The following is a 17,017-nucleotide window of genomic DNA, read 5'->3' on the forward strand; positions in this document are numbered from 1 at the left end:
TTGGCGATTGAGGTTTGTAGAGAGTCAATGGTGCGCGGGTTCGTCAAGCTTTTGGGGTAACCTCGGTTGCTCTAGCGTCGCGATATCAAGGAGACAAACCGTGCCAATTGACCCAGTGCAACCTAACGGACAGGACAAGCTGGTAGTGCCCGTGATCCGCGAGGAAGTGCAGGTCGATAAGCGGATTGTCGACACGGGTCGCGGCGTGCGCATCCACAAGACTGTCGCCGAGCTTCCCTGCCACATCGACGAACGCCTGTTGCGTGACGAGGTTGAGGTAAGCCATGTCCCGGTGGACCGCATCGTCCCACTCGACGCTGCGCCTGCCACGCGCTACGAAGGCGAGACGCTGGTGGTGCCGATCCTCGAAGAAGTGCTCGTGGTCGAACGCCGCGTGCGCATCAAGGAGGAACTTCGTATCACCCGAACCCGGCGCGAGGAGCACCACGCTGAAACCGTCATGCTCAAATCCGAGCAGGTCAGCGTGGAGCGCTTCGAGGAGGCCGGCGACCGCCCACCTGAATGACCTATCGGAGGACCATCATGCAACATACTCTAGTAGCGGTTTTCGACAACCGAAGCGACGCCCAGAATGCGATGGACGAGCTGCTGGCCTCGGGCTTCTCCCGTACCGATGTCAACGTCTCCAGTGCCGACCCGACCGGCCAGACCAACAGCCTGACCGGCAGCACCACCACCACGAACGAAGTGCATGAAGAAGGCATCGGCGCCTCGATCAAGCATTTCTTCACCGGCCTGTTCGGTTCGGACAACGACGAGCACGTCTCGCGCTATTCCGACGTCGTCAGCCGCGGCCACCACGTGCTGACCCTGGTGACCCAGTCGGAGCCGGAAGTCGAGCGCGCCGCCGACGTCATCGAGCGCTTCGGCCCGGTCGACATCGACGAACGCCATGACCTGAGCGGCTCGGCCAGCTCGCTGGATCCGGCCATGCTGGCCGCCGGCGCCAGCTCGGGCAGCGGCCTGCAGCAGTCGTCTTCGATGTCGCAGCAGTCCGCCTACCGCGAGCCGTCCGCCGGCGCCGGTTCGCTGAGCGGCGAACTGGGCGAGCGCAATTCCTTCGCAACCCAGGACCTGAACGACCCGGTGCCGAAGGGCCAGACCTACCAGGAACCGATGGGCGGCTCGATGCGCGCCGGCGATTCGCTGCAGGCCGGCGGCTCGCAGGACACGAATATCGGCGGCAACACGCTGGATACCTCGACCGGCAGGACGCTGCAGGGCGGCTCGAACCTGCAGTCGGGTTCGCTGCAAGGCAGCCAGTCGCTGCAGGGCTCGAGCGACGCCTCGCTGGGCGGCACGATCCAGACCGGCTCGATGCAGCGCGACATGGGCGAAATGCTCAACGAACAGCGCAGCACCGCGATCCCGGTCGTGCAGGAAGAACTGAAGGTCGGCAAGCGCGAAGTCCAGCGCGGCGGCGTGCGCGTGTTCTCGCGCGTGGTCGAGACCCCGGTCAACGAAAGCGTCAACCTGCGCGAAGAGCACGTGAGCGTGGAACGCCGCCCGGTCGACCAGCCGATCTCCACCGCCGACGCGACCGCCTTCAAGGAGCAGTCGATCGAGCTGCGTGAACGTGCCGAGGAAGCCGTGGTGCAGAAGTCGGCCCGCGTGGTCGAGGAGGTCGTGGTCGGCAAGGAAGCGACCCAGCGCCAGGAAAACATTTCTGATACCGTGCGCCACACCGAGGTGCAGATCGAGAACCTGGGCGCGCAGGACAACGACGCCTACTTCCGCAACGACTGGCAGAGCAATTATTCGAGCCTGGGCGGCAGCTACGACGACTACGCGCCGGCCTACCAGTACGGCAGCCAGATGCGCGCCGATTCGCGCTACCAGGGCCGCAACTGGGACGACATCGAGTCCGACCTGCGCAGCGACTGGGACACCCGCTACGGTTCCAGCGGTGGCTCGACCTGGGAAAAAATGAAGGCCGCCGTGCGCCGCGGCTGGGACAAGATCACGCCGGACAACGATTCGGATGATTCTTACTACCGTACGCACTGGACCAGCAACTACGCCTCCAGCGGCGACACCTACAACGACTACGATCCGGCCTACCGCTACGGCACCCAGATGCGCAGCGACTCGCGCTACTCGGGCCGCCAGTGGGACGACGTGGAATCCGACCTGCGCAGCGATTGGGACACCCGCTACGGCTCCAGCAGCGGCTCGACCTGGGACAAGATGAAGGCGGCGGTGCGCCACGGCTGGGACAAAGTGACCCGCTGATTGCCAACAGCAGCAGCATGAAAAACGCCGGCATCAGCCGGCGTTTTTTTCATTGCTCAGGCAAGGTGCTTCACTGCGCAAACACCTGCGCCGCCGGCGTGATCCGCACCGCCTCCGGGCGAATCCCCAGCTTCATCGAGCCGATTGCCTTGTCTTCGTCGAGCAGCTCTTGCGGTTTCTGCGCGTCGTAGGTAATCGGCGAGAACGCATCGCTGACCAGCTTCTCCTTCAGCCCGGCCGCATCCTTGGTGATCATCACCACCGACAGGTTCTGCGCCGACAGATGCTTGCGCATCGCCGCGTTCACGTCGGCCGCCGTCAGTTTCGACAGGCCATCGCGCATCATCTGCGTGAATTCCGGCGTGCGGTACCACTGCGAGTCCAGCGCATAGCCGAGCTGGGCGTCCTGGGTCGCGGTCATCACGAACACGTTCTTCATCAGGTAGTCGCGGGTGGCTTCGAACTGTTCCTGGGTCAGGCCCTGGTCGATCAGCTTGCCGAGTTCGGTCAGTGCGATGCGCAGCGCCATGTGCGCGTTCTGCGGCGCGACCGGACGGATCCAGACTTCGAAGATCTGCGACTTGCGGCCCAGGTTCGGGCTCGGGAAGAAGCCGAACATCCCGCGCGGGAAGGCTTCGATGTAGGCATAGTCGCCGTAGTTCATGCCGCGCAGTTCGCGGATGCGCTGGTACAGGTAGGAGTTCGAAGCGCGGTGCTCGCCCAGCCAGGTCTTGGCCAGCCACAGGGCCGGGAAGTCCGGGTGGGCGCGGTTGACGGCGATCGGCAGGCCGAAGGAAATCGCGGTCGCACGGGTGTTCTTCTCGATGATCTCGACCTCCAGTCCCTGCGGCTTGCGGCCCTGGGGTGCCGTGATGCGCGGCAGGCCGGCGCCTTCCGGCAGCGCAGCCAGGCGGGTCTTCAGCTGGGCCGTCATCTCGGGGCTGACGTCACCCGAGATGCCGACATGCAGCGCGCCCTGCGCATAAGCCTGGCGATAGAAGTTTTTCACGTCGTCGAGGGTGATCGATTCGATGCCCTTGACCGTGCCCAGCACAGGGTGGCCGTAAGGCGTGCCGGCGAAGATGTTGGCCTGCAGGCGCTCTTTGCCGAGTTCTTCCTCGTTGTTGTCCTTCAGGTCCAGCACCAGCGCGTTCTTCTGCGCGTCCTTCAGGCGGCGGAAGTCGTCTTCGCGGAAGCCCGGGCTCAAGAGCTGGGGCAGGGCGATGTCGAGGAACTGGTTCCAGTTGTCCTTGTGAATGGTGCCGGTGAAGGTGGTCATTTCCTTGTCGGTCTGCTCGCCGAAACCACCGGCGATCGGGAACAGGGCCTTGGTCACCTCATCGTATTTACGCTCGCTGGAGCCGGCGCGCGCCACCATCGCGGCGGTCAGCGCCGCTAGGCCTTCCTTGCCGGCCGGGTCCTGGCTCGAACCCGCTTCGAACAGGAGCTTGAAGCGGACCTGCGGCAGAGCGCTCTTCTGCACCAGCACGTCGAACTTGGCATCGCCGGCCTTGGGCGCCATGCTGGCCAGGGTCGGCAGGGTCGAGATGCCGCTTGGCAGCGCGGCGTGCGAGAGCGTGGTGACGACCATCGATTCGTCGACCAGGTATTTGCGCGCAGCGGCCTGCAGGTCGGCCGGGGTCAGGCTGTCGATCAGGCGGAAATAGCGGTTGATCGTGTCGTAGGAACGGTCGTAGTGCACGTAGGACGCCAGGGTCTGGGCCACGGTGTCGGTGTTGTCCAGGGTACGGATCAGGCCGTATTTTTCCGAGGACTGGGCGTCCAGCAGTGCCTGCTTCGTGACCGGCGTGTCGCGCAGCTTGGCAACGGTCTCGAGGATAGCGTCGCGCACGGCCAGCGCGTCTTCCGGCTTCTTGACACGCGCGGCGATGGTCACCAGCGACGGGTCGACGCGGGCTGGCGTGTAATCGAACAGCTGGTCGACCTTCTGCTCGTCCTGCACCAGGCGTTTATACAGCGGCGAGGTGCGGCCGAACGACAGCGACAGCAGCATCGAGAGCGCGGCCTGGTCCTTGTTGGTGTCCGAGAAGGCCGGCGCGCGGAAGGCGACGGTGACCAGCGGCAAAGTCGGGCTCGGCCACTCGACGTGGCGGTACTGGGCGCCCTTCGGCGCCGGTTCGGCCGGGACCGCCACCTTGTAGCTGCCGCGCTTCCACCCGCTCCAGTATTTTTCGACCAGCGCGATCGCGTTCTTCGGGTCGACGTCGCCGGCGATGATGATGGTGGTGCGCTCCGGGCGATACCAGCGGTCGAAGAAGACCTTCGAGTACTGGTACTGGTTGGGCATGTCCTCGATGTCCTTCAGGAAGCCCATCGTGGTGTGCTTGTAGGTGTGGGTGCTGAAGGCGGCGTCGCGCTGGACTTCGAACAGCTTCTGCATCGGGTTGGCGCTGTTCTTGTTGTATTCGCCCAGCACGGCGCGCGACTCGGTCTTGAAGGCGGCTTCCGAATAATCGAGATGCTGGAAGCGGTCGGCCTCGACCTTCAGGACGGTTTCCAGGTCCTGTTTGGCGAAGGTCGTGTAGTAATTGGTGAGGTCGTCGCTGGTATACGCGTTCTGGCGCGCGCCGGCCTTGGTGATGATGTCCTGGTACTTTTCGGGCGGGTAGGCTTTGGTCCCGCGGAACATCATGTGTTCGAAGAAGTGGGCAAAGCCGGACTTGCCCGGCTCGACTTCATTGCGCGAACCGGTTTGCACCGGGATCGTGACCGATACCAGGTTCGGGAAGCCGGTCGGCACCACGATCACCTTCAGCCCGTTCGGCAGCTGTTTTTCGGTGGCTTTGAAAGGAAGGACGTCGGACTTGGCCGGTGCTGGCTTGGGCGCCGGGGCCGCATGGGCGGCCGGGAAGGCCATCGGCAGCGCCAGGGCGGCGAGTGGTACATACTTGGACAACTGGGACACGCGATCTCCTCGGGAAATATGCTGTGCGCGACAGCATAAGGTATTCCCGAGGAAAGATATAGGTCTGGCAATCTCAGGTGGGCTCGGACAGCGGCAGGCTGATGCGGTTACGACCCATGTGCTTGGCGCGGTAGAGGGCGGCGTCGGCGATCGCTACCAGCTCGGACGCCTCGGTGTCGGAGGAAGGCAGGGCGGTGGCGGCGCCGATCGAGACCGTGACCAGCGCGCCGCCTCCTTGCCGGCTCGGCACCTGCAACTGCTCGACCCGGGTGCGGATGCGCTCGGCGACGCAGGCGGCGCCCTTCAGCGACTGGTTCGGCAGGATCACGGCGAATTCCTCGCCGCCGTAGCGCGCGACCAGGTCGTTGGCGCGCATTTCGCTGGAGACGGCGGTGGCAATGCGCTTCAGGCATTCGTCGCCGCCGAGGTGGCCATTGGCATCGTTATAGGCTTTGAAATTGTCGACGTCGACCATCAGCAGGGACAGCGGCTGGCGTTGGCGCAGGGCGCGCGTCCATTCCGCCTGCAGGGTGTCGTCGAAGCAGCGGCGGTTGGCCAGGCCGGTCAGGCCGTCGCGGGTGGCGAGCTGTTCGAGCGCGATCTGCGCCATCTTTTCGTCGGTCAGGTCGCGCAGGGTCTGGATCACGGCGGCCAGGCGCCCGCGCTCGTCGTAGATGGGGCTGGCGTCCAGCGCCAGGTAGCGGCGCCGGCCCACGCGCGGCATATCGAACCAGCTTTCGGCCGACAGATGGGCTGGCTGGCCGTGATTGCCGCGCGGATGGATGAGCGGGACCTCGCCGGCGCGGTCCTGCACCACCAGGTCGGCCAGGGTCGGGCGCTGGCGGTCGAAGAAGCTGCGCCAGTGCTCGCGCGTGCCCAGCACTTCGGCGGCGCGCATGCCGGTCAGGTGTTCACAGGCACGGTTCCATAGCATGACGCGACAGCTGGCATCGAGCACATAGACGGGAATGGCCAGCATTTCCATCAGCTGGTAGGCGAAGGCGTGGTCACCGCCCTCGCCGGAAGATTCCATAAGCCTTTGAATTGCGCCTGTGCCGGTCCGCGTGCCTGTCATGTGCCATCCCTTGATCTGTCTGTTGAGCAACTAATTGACTACTGACAAGATCGGATTGTGCGGCACGGCACTTTTCGCCTTATTGATTTAAGGCAAGAAGGTTTTAGCCAAGGAATTTTCCTAGATAAGGCCCGGAAATCGGCCCGGCGGCGTCACCCGGGCTCGACGGCACGGACATGGTTGCGCAGGCTGGCGCCGAGATGGTCCAGCCGGGTGCGCAGCCGTTCCAGTTGCTTGCAAGTGCCCAGATCGGTGCGGCAGCGCTGCTGGATTTGCGCCAGCTCGGCCTGGATGACGATGAGCTGGCCAGCCGGGTCGGGCGCCAGGTTGCCGCTGGCGCGTGCCGCCATCCGCGCCAGCAGCAGGTCGGCTTCGGCCAGGGCCTGGTCGGCATGGCTGCGTGCGGATTGCTCCCGGCACAGTGCCGCCTCCAGGTCGGCGATGCGGTCTTCGCTGTGGACCCGCCGGAACAGGGTGGCGAACAGGAGGCCGAGGCCCAGCAGCAGCACGGCCGCGATCCGCAGGCGCTCCGACTGCGCATCGACGCGGGCGCTGGCGCCGAGCCAGCACAGGCCGCCCAGCAGCAAGGCAGCAGTCAGCACGCGCATGGCTTTTTGCATCGTAGTGTTCATCGTCGGTCTCCTAAAGTCGTAGGAACTTTCCGCTAAGAAAAGGTATGTCTTTCCGAGAAGATAGTTTTTGCCGAGTGTCAATATCTGAGGCGGTCTTCTGCAGCGGGGGCGGCGCACGGTATAATGGAAGGTTGACGAGAGGCTTAACCGGACTTTTACCGTGACTTACAGCATCAAAGAAATTTTCTATACCTTGCAGGGCGAGGGCGCGCACGCCGGCCGACCGGCCGTGTTCTGCCGCTTTTCCGGCTGCAATCTCTGGACCGGCCGCGAAAGCGACCGCGCCAGTGCCGTCTGCCAGTTCTGCGATACCGACTTCGTCGGCACCGACGGCGAGCGCGGCGGCAAGTTCAAGGACCCGGCCGTGCTGGCGGCCGAGATCGACGGCCTGTGGCCGGCCACCCACGCGGCCAGCAAGTACGTCGTGTTCACCGGCGGCGAACCGCTGCTGCAGCTGGACAAGCCGCTGATCGACGCCATGCACGCGCGCGGTTTCACGATCGCCATCGAGACCAACGGCACCTTGCCGGTGCCGGAAGGCGTCGACTGGATCTGCGTGAGCCCCAAGATGGGCTCGACGCTGGTGGTTGGCAAAGGCAACGAAATCAAGGTCGTGATTCCCCAGCTCGGCCAGGACCTGGCCGCCTACGAGGGGCTCGACTTCGACAACTTCTATGTCCAGCCGATGGACGGCCCGCTGGCGGCCCAGAACACCCGCCTGGCGATCGAGACCTGCCGCCGCAACCCGAAGTGGAAGCTGAGCATCCAGACCCACAAACTCCTGCAAATCCCCTGACGCAAAGCCTTATCAATGCTGACCATTACCCGCAAGCTGGAATTCGATGCCGGCCACCGCATTCCCGACCATAAAAGCCAGTGCCGCAACCTGCACGGCCACCGCTACACCCTCGAAATCACCCTGACCGGTGCCGTGATCGACACCGAGGGCAGCTCGGACAACGGCATGATCATGGACTTCTCGGACATCAAGTCGCTTGCCAAGGAGCACCTGGTCGACGTCTGGGATCACGCCTTCCTGGTCTACGAGAAGGACGAAAAGGTGCGCGAGTTCCTGGCCAGCCTGCCGGGCCACAAGACCGTGATCATCGACCGCATCCCGACCGTCGAGAACCTGGCCCAGGTGGCCTGGAACATCCTGAAGGCGGCCTACACCGACCGCTACGGTACCGGCCTGCGCCTGCAGAAGCTGGTGCTGCACGAGACCCCGAACTGCTGGGCAGAGATCACCGATGCCTGATTCGCTCTCGCCCGAGCCGGTAAGCATGCAGCGCGACGGCGACGGCGCCTACATGGCGCTGGCGCTGATCGAGGCGCGCAAGGCCTGGGCCGCGGGCGAGGTGCCGGTCGGCGCTGTGGTCGTCAAGGACGGCGAGGTGATCGCCACCGGCTTCAATCAGCCGATCGGGCGCCACGACCCGACCGCCCACGCCGAGATTGTGGCGCTGCGCGCAGCCGCCGAAAAGCTCGGCAACTACCGCCTGCCGGGCTGCGAACTGTTCGTGACGCTGGAACCCTGCGCCATGTGTTCGGGCGCGATGATGCATGCGCGTCTGGCGCGGGTGGTGTACGCCGCCACCGACCCCAAGACCGGGGTCTGCGGCTCGGTGCTCGACCTGTTCGCGCGCGAGGAATTGAACCACCACACCGAGGTGGTGGGCGGCGTGCTGGCGGAAGAGGCCGCTACCATGCTGAAGGGCTTTTTTGCGGAGCGCCGCGCGGCGCGCAAGGCACCGCTTCTCCCGTAACGCCCCGTTCCGGCGAAAATGGTATGCTGGATTCATGCCATTCCGGCTGAAGTCCAACTGCCATCATGCCTAGCCTGAACGCCAACGGCATCCGCATCGCCTTCGACACCGCCGGCGATCCGAAAGCCACTCCCTTGCTGCTGATCTCCGGCCTCGGTTTGCAACTGACCGCCTGGCCGGACGCGTTCGTCGAAGGACTGGTCGAGCTCGGCTTTTACGTGATCCGTTACGATAATCGCGACACCGGCCTGTCCACCAAGTTCGAACATGCTGGCACGCCCAACCTGGGCCTGGCGTGGTTGAAGTCGCTGGTGCGCTGGCCTTTGCGCCCACCCTATACCCTGGAAGACATGGCCGACGATGCGGTCGGCGTGCTGTCCGCGCTCGGGGTGGCACGCGCCCACGTGGTGGGCATGTCGATGGGCGGCATGATCGCCCAGCTGATGGCAGCGAAGTTCCCGTCGCGCGTGCTGAGCCTCACATCCATCATGTCCAGCAGCGGGCGGCGTGGCCTGCCGGGGCCGGCACCTGCCGTCAAGCGCGCGATGATGCGCTGGCCGAAACCGGCCGATCTCGACGGCATGGCCGAACACGGCGTGCGCCTGCTGCAGGCGATCGGCAGTCCGACCTATCCGACGCCCGAAAAGCAGCTCCGGCGGCGGGTCGAGCGCGCGCTGCGCCGCAATTGCTGTCCCGGCGGCGTGGTGCGCCAGATCCTGGCGGTGGCCGCCAGCGGCGACCGCAGCACCCAGCTGCGGACCATCGCCGCCCCGACGCTGGTGATCCATGGCGCGGCCGACCCCATGGTGCCGCTGGCCTGCGGTATCGACACCGCCCAGGCGGTCCCGAACGCGCGCCTGGAAGTCATCGAAGGGATGGGCCACGACCTGCCCACCCAGCTGCTGGAGAGGCTGCTTGCCTTGATCGACGCCCATGCCCACGGTAAGATGGCGCCAGACTCGACACCTCCACGCCTCTTCGTCAAACAGTGACCCCAAAAAAACTTGGTATTGCGCTGATCGCGCCGGGCGGCCATGCCCCCGAGCCCGACGCCATCGCACGCGGCATCGCCCGCCTCGAAGCCCAGGGCATCCTGGTCCATAACTACTACGAGCACGACAAGCGCCACCTGCGCTTCGGCGGCACCGACGAAGCCCGCCTGGCGCAGCTCAACGCCGCCGCCGCCGACCCCGAGGTGCAGGTCGTGATGGCGCTGCGCGGGCAGTACGGCATGACGCGCCTGCTGCCGCATATCGACTTCGACCGCATGGCGGACAGCGGCAAGATCTTCGTCGGCTATTCCGACATCACCGCCTTCCACATGGGCCTCTACGCAAGGCGCGGCGCGCTCAGCTACGCCGGCCCGATGTTCGCCGGCGATTTCGCTGCGGCCGAGCCGGTCGACTTCACGCTGAACGATTTCTGGCACTGCCTGGCCGGACCGACGCATACGGTGACGGGGCAGGGCGAGGGCAATCCGGCCCTCGAGGTCGAAGGCACGGTGTGGGGCGGCAACCTGGCGATGCTGATGTCGCTGGCCGGCACCGACTACTTCCCGCAGACGGCCCAGCTCGACGGCGGCATCCTCTTCCTCGAGGACATCGCTGAGCACCCTTACCGGGTCGAGCGCATGCTGCTGCAGCTGATGCAGACCGGGGTACTGGCACGCCAGCAGGCCATCGTGCTGGGTGACTTTTCGGGCTACCGGCTGTCGCCGGCCGACAATGGCTACAACTTCGACGAAATGCTGACCTACCTGCGCGCGACCCTGCCGTGCCCGGTCCTGACCGGGCTGGAATTCGGCCATATTCCGCGCCGGGTCACGATTCCTTTCGGCGCGCGCGGGCATCTGGTTTCCGGTGACGGCGCCTGGCGCCTGACCCTGGCCGATTACCCGACGGTGCAACTGGGCTGAGCGCGCCCGACGGATTGCAAGACGCTGATTCGTCAGGCTAGGCGCCGGTTCGCGGCAAACACTCGGCAAATTGGCAACGTCAGCACGCCACCGAGCCTGCTGGCCAGTGGTAAAATGCACGGTTAATCGAAAACCCCTGCAGGAAGGTAAGCCCAGTGCTCAGTACAGCCAACATTACGATGCAGTTCGGCGCCAAGCCGCTGTTCGAGAATATTTCCGTCAAATTCGGCGACGGCAACCGTTACGGCCTGATCGGCGCGAACGGTTGCGGCAAGTCGACCTTCATGAAAATCCTCGGCGGCGACCTCGAGCCGTCCGCCGGCAACGTCTCGCTCGACCCGGGCGAGCGCCTCGGTAAGCTCCGCCAGGACCAGTTCGCCTACGAAGACGTGCGCGTGCTGGACGTGGTCATGATGGGCCACACCGAGCTGTGGAATGCGATCGCCGAGCGCGACGCCATCTACGCGAACCCGGAAGCGACCGACGACGACTACATGAAAGCCGCCGAGCTCGAAGGCAAGGTCGCCGAATACGACGGCTACTCGGCCGAAGCGCGCGCCGGCGAACTGCTGCTGGGCCTGGGCATCGCCACCGATCTGCACCAGGGCCCGATGAGCGCCGTGGCACCGGGCTGGAAGCTGCGCGTGCTGCTGGCCCAGGCCCTGTTCTCGGATCCGGACATCCTGCTGCTGGACGAGCCGACCAACAACCTGGACATCCACACGATTTCCTGGCTGGCCGACATGCTGAACCAGCGCAACTCGACGATGATCATCATTTCCCACGATCGTCACTTCCTGAACTCGGTCTGCACCCACGTGGCCGACATGGACTACGGCACGCTGAAGGTCTATCCGGGTAACTACGACGACTACATGGAAGCGTCGACCCAGGCCCGTAACCAGCAGCTGGCGAACAATGCCAAGGCCAAGGAAAAAGTGGCCGAGCTGCAGGACTTCGTGCGCCGCTTCTCGGCCAACAAGTCCAAGGCCCGCCAGGCAACTTCGCGCCTGAAGATGATCGACAAGATCAAGATCGAGGAATTCAAGCCGTCTTCGCGCGCCTATCCGTTCGTGCGCTTCGAAGGCGAGAAGAAGCTGCACCGCCTTGCCGTCGAGACCGAGGGCCTGAGCAAGTCCTACGACCGCACGCTGTTCAAGAACTTCTCGATCGCGATCGAGGCCGGCGAGCGCGTCGCCATCATCGGCGCCAACGGTGCCGGTAAGACGACGCTGCTGCGCTGCATCGGCGGTCACGAGATCACCGGCCTGGACGGCGATACCGGCCGCATCAAGTGGGCCGAGAACGCCAATCCGGGCTACATGCCGCAGGATCCGACCGAGGAATTCGCGACCGACCTGAACCTGACCGACTGGATGGGCCAGTGGACCAAGGAAGGCGACGACGATCAGGCTGTGCGCTCGATCCTGGGCCGTCTGCTGTTCGGCGGCGACGAAGTCAAGAAGTCGGTGCGCGTGCTGTCCGGCGGCGAAAAGGGCCGCATGATGTACGGCAAGCTGATGCTGGGCCGTCACAACGTACTGCTGCTCGACGAGCCGACCAACCACATGGACATGGAATCGATCGAATCGCTGAACATCGCGCTCGACAAGTACGCCGGCACCATGGTCTTCGTGTCGCACGACCGCGAGTTCGTGTCCTCGCTGGCGACCCGCATCCTCGAGGTCAAGGAGGATGGCGTCGTCGACTTCCAGGGCAATTACGAGGATTACCTGAAGAGCCAGGGTCTGAATTAATTTTCGTGACGCGAACATAAAAATAACGTGGGCGCGGGGCGCCCGCCCTACGAATCGCAGTAGGGTGGGGTGTTGAGGCCGAAGGCCTCAACACGAACGTGCCCACGACACCATGGTGACATCGATATGAATACCATAGCTCCAATCAAGACTTTCGAATACGACCGTCCGGTCGGCGGCGTCTGCTCCACCTCGGAAGCCTGGGCGCGCGTACCATCGCCCGTCGAGGCCGCCGAGAAGGCAGCACTCAAAGACCGCATCCGCCGCCTGCTGAAGGAAAAGGAAGCGACCCTGGTGGCCCACTACTACGTGGACGCCGACCTGCAGGACCTGGCCGAAGAGACCGGCGGCTGCGTCTCGGACTCGCTGGAAATGGCGCGCTTCGGCCGCGACAATCCCGCGAAAACCCTGGTGGTGGCCGGCGTGCGCTTCATGGGCGAGACCGCCAAGATCTTGAGCCCGGAAAAAACCATCCTGATGCCGGACCTGGACGCGACCTGCTCGCTGGACCTGGGTTGTCCGGCCGACGAGTTCGCGGCCTTCTGCGACCAGCACCCGGACCGCACCGTGGTGGTCTACGCGAACACCTCCGCCGCCGTGAAGGCGCGCGCCGACTGGATGGTGACCTCGTCGATCGGCCTCGACATCGTCGAACACCTGCACAAGCAGGGCAAGAAAATCCTGTGGGCGCCCGACCGTCACCTGGGTTCCTACATCCAGAAGAAGACCGGCGCCGACATGCTGCTGTGGCAGGGCTCCTGCCTGGTGCACGACGAATTCAAGGGCGTCGAACTCGACCTGCTGCGTGCCGAATACCCGGACGCGAAGGTGCTGGTGCACCCGGAATCGCCGGCCAACGTGGTCGCCCAGGCCGACGTGGTCGGCTCGACCACCCAGCTGATCGACGCCGCCCGCACGATGGATGCGACCACTTTCATCGTCGCCACCGACAACGGCATCCTGCACAAGATGCGCGCCGCCGCGCCGGGCAAGCATTTCATCGATGCGCCGACCGCCGGCAACAGCGCCACCTGCAAGAGCTGCGCGCACTGCCCGTGGATGGCGATGAACGGCCTGCAGAACCTGGCCGACGTGCTGGAGAAAGGTCACAACGAGATCCACGTCGATCCGGAAACCGGCCGCCAGGCCAAGCGCGCGATCGACCGCATGCTCGATTTCGCGGCCGCCAAAAAGGCCAAGGCCCTGCCGACCGGTTCGCTGGAGCAGGAAGCGAAACTCTTCAATGGAATCGGTCCGGCATGACGACACTGCGCAACCCCCATGCCGAAGAAGGCGCGTTCGACGAGAAGCTGCAGGCCGCGTTCGAGCAGAATCTGCTGGCCGCGCTGCTGGAAGACGTCGGCACCGGCGACCTGACCGGCAAGCTGGTGCCCGAGGAACCACGCGCGAAAGCCCGCGTGATCGTCCGCGAACAAGCCGTGCTGTGCGGCGCGCCCTGGTTCGAAGGCATCATGCTGGCCGTCGACCAGGATATCGAGATCGACTGGCAGTATGCCGAAGGCGACCTGATGGCGGCCGATTCCGTGGTCTGCACCATCGAAGGTTCGCCGCGCTCGCTGCTGACGGCCGAGCGCTCGGCCCTGAACTTCCTGCAGCTGCTGTCCGGCGTGGCAAGCGCCACGCGCACGTATGTGGATGTGGTGGCCGGCACCCGCGCGAAGATCCTCGACACCCGCAAGACCCTGCCGGGCCTGCGCCAGGCGCAGAAGTACGCGGTGCGCGTGGGCGGCGGCGCCAACCAGCGCATGGCGCTCTACGACGGCATCCTGATCAAGGAAAACCACATCGCGGCAGCGGGCGGCATCACCCCGGCGCTGCGTGCGGCGGCCGAGTTGAATGCGGGCGTGACGATTCAGGTCGAGGTCGAGTCGATCGCCGAGCTCGAAGAAGCGCTGGCGGCCGGCGCGGTCTCGATCCTGCTCGACAACTTCGATCTGGACATGATGCGCGAAGCAGTGCGCATCAATGGCGGCCGCGCGCTGTTGGAAGCCTCGGGCGGCATCAATATGCAGACCGTGCGTGCGATCGCCGAGACCGGCGTCGACCGCATCTCGATCGGCAGCCTGACCAAGGATGTGAAGGCGACCGATTATTCGCTGCGTATCATCGGTTAAAGCCCTTGATCCACCATCCCTGCAGGAACGATGACGGCGAACTCGTCGTCATCCACCGTCCCAGCGCACCGACACCCCTGGCACACTGGGACGAAGGTGCTGCGCTGGCGACGGCGGTGCCGCTCTGCGGGATGCCTGCCAGCCTGAACGGCGTCGCCTTGGCGCCAGCCGCTTTGACGCTGCCAGAGGGTGAGGCGGTGGCCGAGCCGCCGTTCACTCTGCCGCCAGGCTTGAGAGCCGCAGCCGGCGCCGTGGTCCTCGAAGATGACGGCCGCGTCTGGCTGGTGTCGCCGACCAACGGCTTCGGGGGCTACAGCGCGACCTTTCCCAAGGGCCGTGTGGATGCCGGCGGCAGCCTGCAGCACACGGCGATCCGTGAAGTCTTCGAAGAGTCCGGACTGGTCGTGCGCCTGCGGGCGCACCTGATCGACGTGCGCCGTACCCAGACCTATACCCGCTACTACATCGCAAAGCGCATCGGCGGCTGCCCATCAAGCATGGGCTGGGAGACCCAGGCCGTGCACCTGGTGCCGGCCGCCCGGCTGGAAGAAGTCGCCGTGCATCCGAACGATGCCGCCATCATCGACGCCCTGCGAGCGTGGATGGCGGCGCAGGCCTGAAGCCGCTCAGCTACCGCTCTCGCTGGCCCAGGCCAGCCGTTCTTCCTGGCGGCTGCGCAGGCGCACCGGCTGGCCGACCCGTGTGTTGATCGAATCGATGGCCGCGAGTACCTGTTCCGGATTCGCATAATGCGTCATGTGGCCGACACCCGGCTGCAACTGCAGTTCGCTGTCCGCGATGCGCTCGTTGAGGCGCTCGGCATTGTGGCCGAAGTCGACGATCCTGTCCTGGGTGCCGGAGACGATCACGGCCGGCACCTTCAGCTCCTGGTAGCGCTTGGACAGCGCCATCGCCGACGGCACCATCAGCGCGGTCTCGGCCGCGCTGGCGCGCAGTTGGCCGGGCCGCACCGCCATCCACGGCGACAGCCGGCGGAAGGATTCCGCCACCGGCATCGGCGCGAACACTTTCCTGGTGAGCGGCCGCCACATCATGCGCGTCACCAGTGGCGATACCGTATAGCGGATCAGGTCGCCGACCAGGGGGATGGCCGGCCCCGACAGCAGCGGCGCGTCGAGGCGCAGGCTCGGGTAGTAATAGCCGGACAGCAGCACCAGGCCACGCACGAAATCCGGCGCGTCCAGCGCCATCGCCAGCGCCACCAGCGTGCCCCAGGAGTGGCCCAGCACGATGGCGGATTCCACCTCGAGGTCCTGCAGCGCGTGGCGCAGCAGGCGCGCCTGGGCTTGCGGCGTCCAGACCTTGCTGCGCGGACGCTCGCTGTAGCCGAAGCCGGGACGGTCGAAAGCGATCACGCGGTAGTGTTCGGCAGCGCGGTCCAGCAAGCCGCTGTGGACAAAATCATTGGCCAGTACGCCATTCCCGTGCAGCAGCACCAGGGTCGGCCCTTCACCCTTTTCGATGTAATGCAGGCGCACGCCGTCGACTTCCAGGAAACGGCCCTGCGGCGGATTCTCGGCCTCGGCCTGCTTCGTTTTCGCGCGGACATAGAAAAAGGATGCCGCCAGGCCCAGTCCGGCCCCGATGGCCCCGAGCTGCCAGCCTTTGATGGTGTTCGTCACAGTGTTCCCCCGTCGAGTTGAATGGATGGTGTGTGTTTGTCTCCTGAGCGTGTCCGTTCGAGCAGTTCGAGCACAAGCGGCAGGAGCTGTTCGCTGGACGCTTCGATTTTGATGTCGAGAAGATCGTCGGCGCGCGTGCGGCCGAGGTTGATGGCGGCGATCGGCTTGCCGCTGGCATTGGCCATGCGGCAAAAGCGGAAGCCCGAATAGACCATCAGCGAGGAGCCGACCACCAGCAGCGCGTCGGCGCGCTCCATCTGGTCGAGGGCGATGGCGGTGCGCGCCGGCGGCACGTTGTCGCCGAAAAAGACGACGTTGGGCATCAGGGTGCCGCCGCAGCACACGCAGGCCGGCAGGCGGAAGGTCGCCAGCTCGGCCGGCTCGACCGAGGCGTCGCCGTCCGGCAGCGGCGTGGCGTCGGCATGCAGCATGTGCGGGTTGGCGTCCGCCAGTTGCCCCTGCACGAAGGCGCGCGGGAACAGCGCCGAGCAGTCCAGACAGACGACCGTGTGGATATTGCCGTGCAGTTCAAGCACGCTGTGGCTGCCGGCCTGGCCGTGCAGTCCGTCGACGTTCTGGGTCAGCACCGAGCCGATCCTGCCGATCTTTTCGAGGCCGGCGATTGCGTAATGGCCGGGATTCGGCCGCGCTTTGGACAGCACCGGCCAGCCGATCATGCTGCGCGCCCAATAGCGCTTCTGGACGTGTTCGTACTTGCGGAAATCCGGCCCATGGATGGGCGGACGGCCGCGGCGGGTGCCGTCGCGGTCGCGGTAGTCGGGGATGCCGGAAGCGGTGGACAGGCCGGCGCCGGTCAGCACCAGGGCGCGCGGGTGACGGTCCAGGAATTCCGCGAGTTGTGCCGCACGATCGTGTGCCGCGTGATCATGGGCGGTCAAACCTTCTGCCATTGTG

Annotated in this window: 16 protein-coding genes; 11 read left to right on the forward strand and 5 right to left on the reverse strand. The window is 65.3% G+C overall.

Going from position 1 to position 17,017, the window contains the following annotated elements; translation table 11 throughout:
* Nucleotides 1-100 precede the first annotated feature (100 nt).
* Nucleotides 101-526: a YsnF/AvaK domain-containing protein gene (locus NX782_RS24800; RefSeq protein ID WP_258848175.1), complete on the forward strand. Its 426-nt coding sequence runs from the start codon at nucleotides 101-103 to the stop codon at nucleotides 524-526.
* Between the two features lie 17 nt (nucleotides 527-543).
* Nucleotides 544-2,253, forward strand: coding sequence for a DUF2382 domain-containing protein (locus tag NX782_RS26450; protein ID WP_308633118.1), 1,710 nt, complete (start codon nucleotides 544-546; stop codon nucleotides 2,251-2,253).
* A 70-nt stretch (nucleotides 2,254-2,323) separates the two neighbouring features.
* Here the strand turns inward: NX782_RS26450 and NX782_RS24810 are convergent, their stop codons facing one another.
* The 3 genes from NX782_RS24810 to NX782_RS24820 form a co-directional block, all read right to left on the reverse strand.
* On the reverse strand, nucleotides 2,324-5,179 hold the full coding sequence (locus tag NX782_RS24810) for a M16 family metallopeptidase (protein WP_258848176.1): 2,856 nt from the start codon (nucleotides 5,177-5,179) through the stop codon (nucleotides 2,324-2,326).
* Between the two features lie 73 nt (nucleotides 5,180-5,252).
* The gene (locus tag NX782_RS24815) at nucleotides 5,253-6,212 is read right to left on the reverse strand and encodes a sensor domain-containing diguanylate cyclase (protein ID WP_258848177.1); all 960 of its coding nucleotides are present in this window, start codon (nucleotides 6,210-6,212) and stop codon (nucleotides 5,253-5,255) included.
* A gap of 194 nt (nucleotides 6,213-6,406) precedes the next feature.
* On the reverse strand, nucleotides 6,407-6,886 hold the full coding sequence (locus tag NX782_RS24820; RefSeq protein WP_258848178.1) for a hypothetical protein: 480 nt from the start codon (nucleotides 6,884-6,886) through the stop codon (nucleotides 6,407-6,409).
* A 160-nt stretch (nucleotides 6,887-7,046) separates the two neighbouring features.
* Between NX782_RS24820 and queE the strand changes: the two genes are divergently transcribed.
* The 9 genes from queE to NX782_RS24865 all read left to right on the forward strand — a co-directional run bounded on the left by queE (nucleotide 7,047) and on the right by NX782_RS24865 (nucleotide 15,079).
* Nucleotides 7,047-7,682, forward strand: a complete 636-nt coding sequence (gene queE / locus NX782_RS24825) for a 7-carboxy-7-deazaguanine synthase (protein WP_258848179.1) — start codon at nucleotides 7,047-7,049, stop codon at nucleotides 7,680-7,682.
* 15 nt (nucleotides 7,683-7,697) lie between these two features.
* On the forward strand, nucleotides 7,698-8,144 hold the full coding sequence (gene queD, locus NX782_RS24830; protein WP_258848180.1) for a 6-carboxytetrahydropterin synthase QueD: 447 nt from the start codon (nucleotides 7,698-7,700) through the stop codon (nucleotides 8,142-8,144).
* A complete protein-coding gene (tadA, locus tag NX782_RS24835) occupies nucleotides 8,137-8,652 on the forward strand; it encodes a tRNA adenosine(34) deaminase TadA (RefSeq protein WP_258848181.1) in 516 nt (171 codons plus the stop codon). Before queD ends, tadA begins: the two co-directional genes overlap by 8 nt.
* Before the next feature lie 65 nt (nucleotides 8,653-8,717).
* The gene (locus tag NX782_RS24840; RefSeq protein WP_258848182.1) at nucleotides 8,718-9,644 is read left to right on the forward strand and encodes an alpha/beta fold hydrolase; all 927 of its coding nucleotides are present in this window, start codon (nucleotides 8,718-8,720) and stop codon (nucleotides 9,642-9,644) included.
* On the forward strand, nucleotides 9,641-10,567 hold the full coding sequence (locus NX782_RS24845; RefSeq protein ID WP_258848183.1) for an LD-carboxypeptidase: 927 nt from the start codon (nucleotides 9,641-9,643) through the stop codon (nucleotides 10,565-10,567). The genes NX782_RS24840 and NX782_RS24845 overlap by 4 nt, the downstream gene beginning before the upstream one ends.
* A gap of 155 nt (nucleotides 10,568-10,722) precedes the next feature.
* Complete coding sequence (locus NX782_RS24850; protein ID WP_258848184.1) at nucleotides 10,723-12,324, forward strand: ABC-F family ATPase; 1,602 nt, start codon at nucleotides 10,723-10,725, stop codon at nucleotides 12,322-12,324.
* A 126-nt stretch (nucleotides 12,325-12,450) separates the two neighbouring features.
* Nucleotides 12,451-13,587, forward strand: coding sequence for a quinolinate synthase NadA (gene nadA / locus NX782_RS24855; protein ID WP_258848185.1), 1,137 nt, complete (start codon nucleotides 12,451-12,453; stop codon nucleotides 13,585-13,587).
* Nucleotides 13,584-14,459, forward strand: a complete 876-nt coding sequence (gene nadC / locus NX782_RS24860) for a carboxylating nicotinate-nucleotide diphosphorylase (RefSeq protein WP_258848186.1) — start codon at nucleotides 13,584-13,586, stop codon at nucleotides 14,457-14,459. Before nadA ends, nadC begins: the two co-directional genes overlap by 4 nt.
* Before the next feature lie 5 nt (nucleotides 14,460-14,464).
* Complete coding sequence (locus NX782_RS24865) at nucleotides 14,465-15,079, forward strand: NUDIX hydrolase (protein WP_258848187.1); 615 nt, start codon at nucleotides 14,465-14,467, stop codon at nucleotides 15,077-15,079.
* Between the two features lie 6 nt (nucleotides 15,080-15,085).
* Here NX782_RS24865 and NX782_RS24870 read toward each other — a convergent pair whose 3' ends face one another.
* Both NX782_RS24870 and NX782_RS24875 read right to left on the reverse strand, forming a co-directional pair.
* Nucleotides 15,086-16,102, reverse strand: a complete 1,017-nt coding sequence (locus NX782_RS24870; RefSeq protein ID WP_258848188.1) for an alpha/beta fold hydrolase — start codon at nucleotides 16,100-16,102, stop codon at nucleotides 15,086-15,088.
* Complete coding sequence (locus tag NX782_RS24875; protein ID WP_258848189.1) at nucleotides 16,099-17,013, reverse strand: NAD-dependent protein deacetylase; 915 nt, start codon at nucleotides 17,011-17,013, stop codon at nucleotides 16,099-16,101. Before NX782_RS24875 ends, NX782_RS24870 begins: the two co-directional genes overlap by 4 nt.
* Nucleotides 17,014-17,017: the final 4 nt, after the last annotated feature.

The sequence above is a fragment of the Massilia norwichensis genome (genome assembly GCF_024753245.1).
Lineage (GTDB): Bacteria > Pseudomonadota > Gammaproteobacteria > Burkholderiales > Burkholderiaceae_D > Telluria > Telluria norwichensis.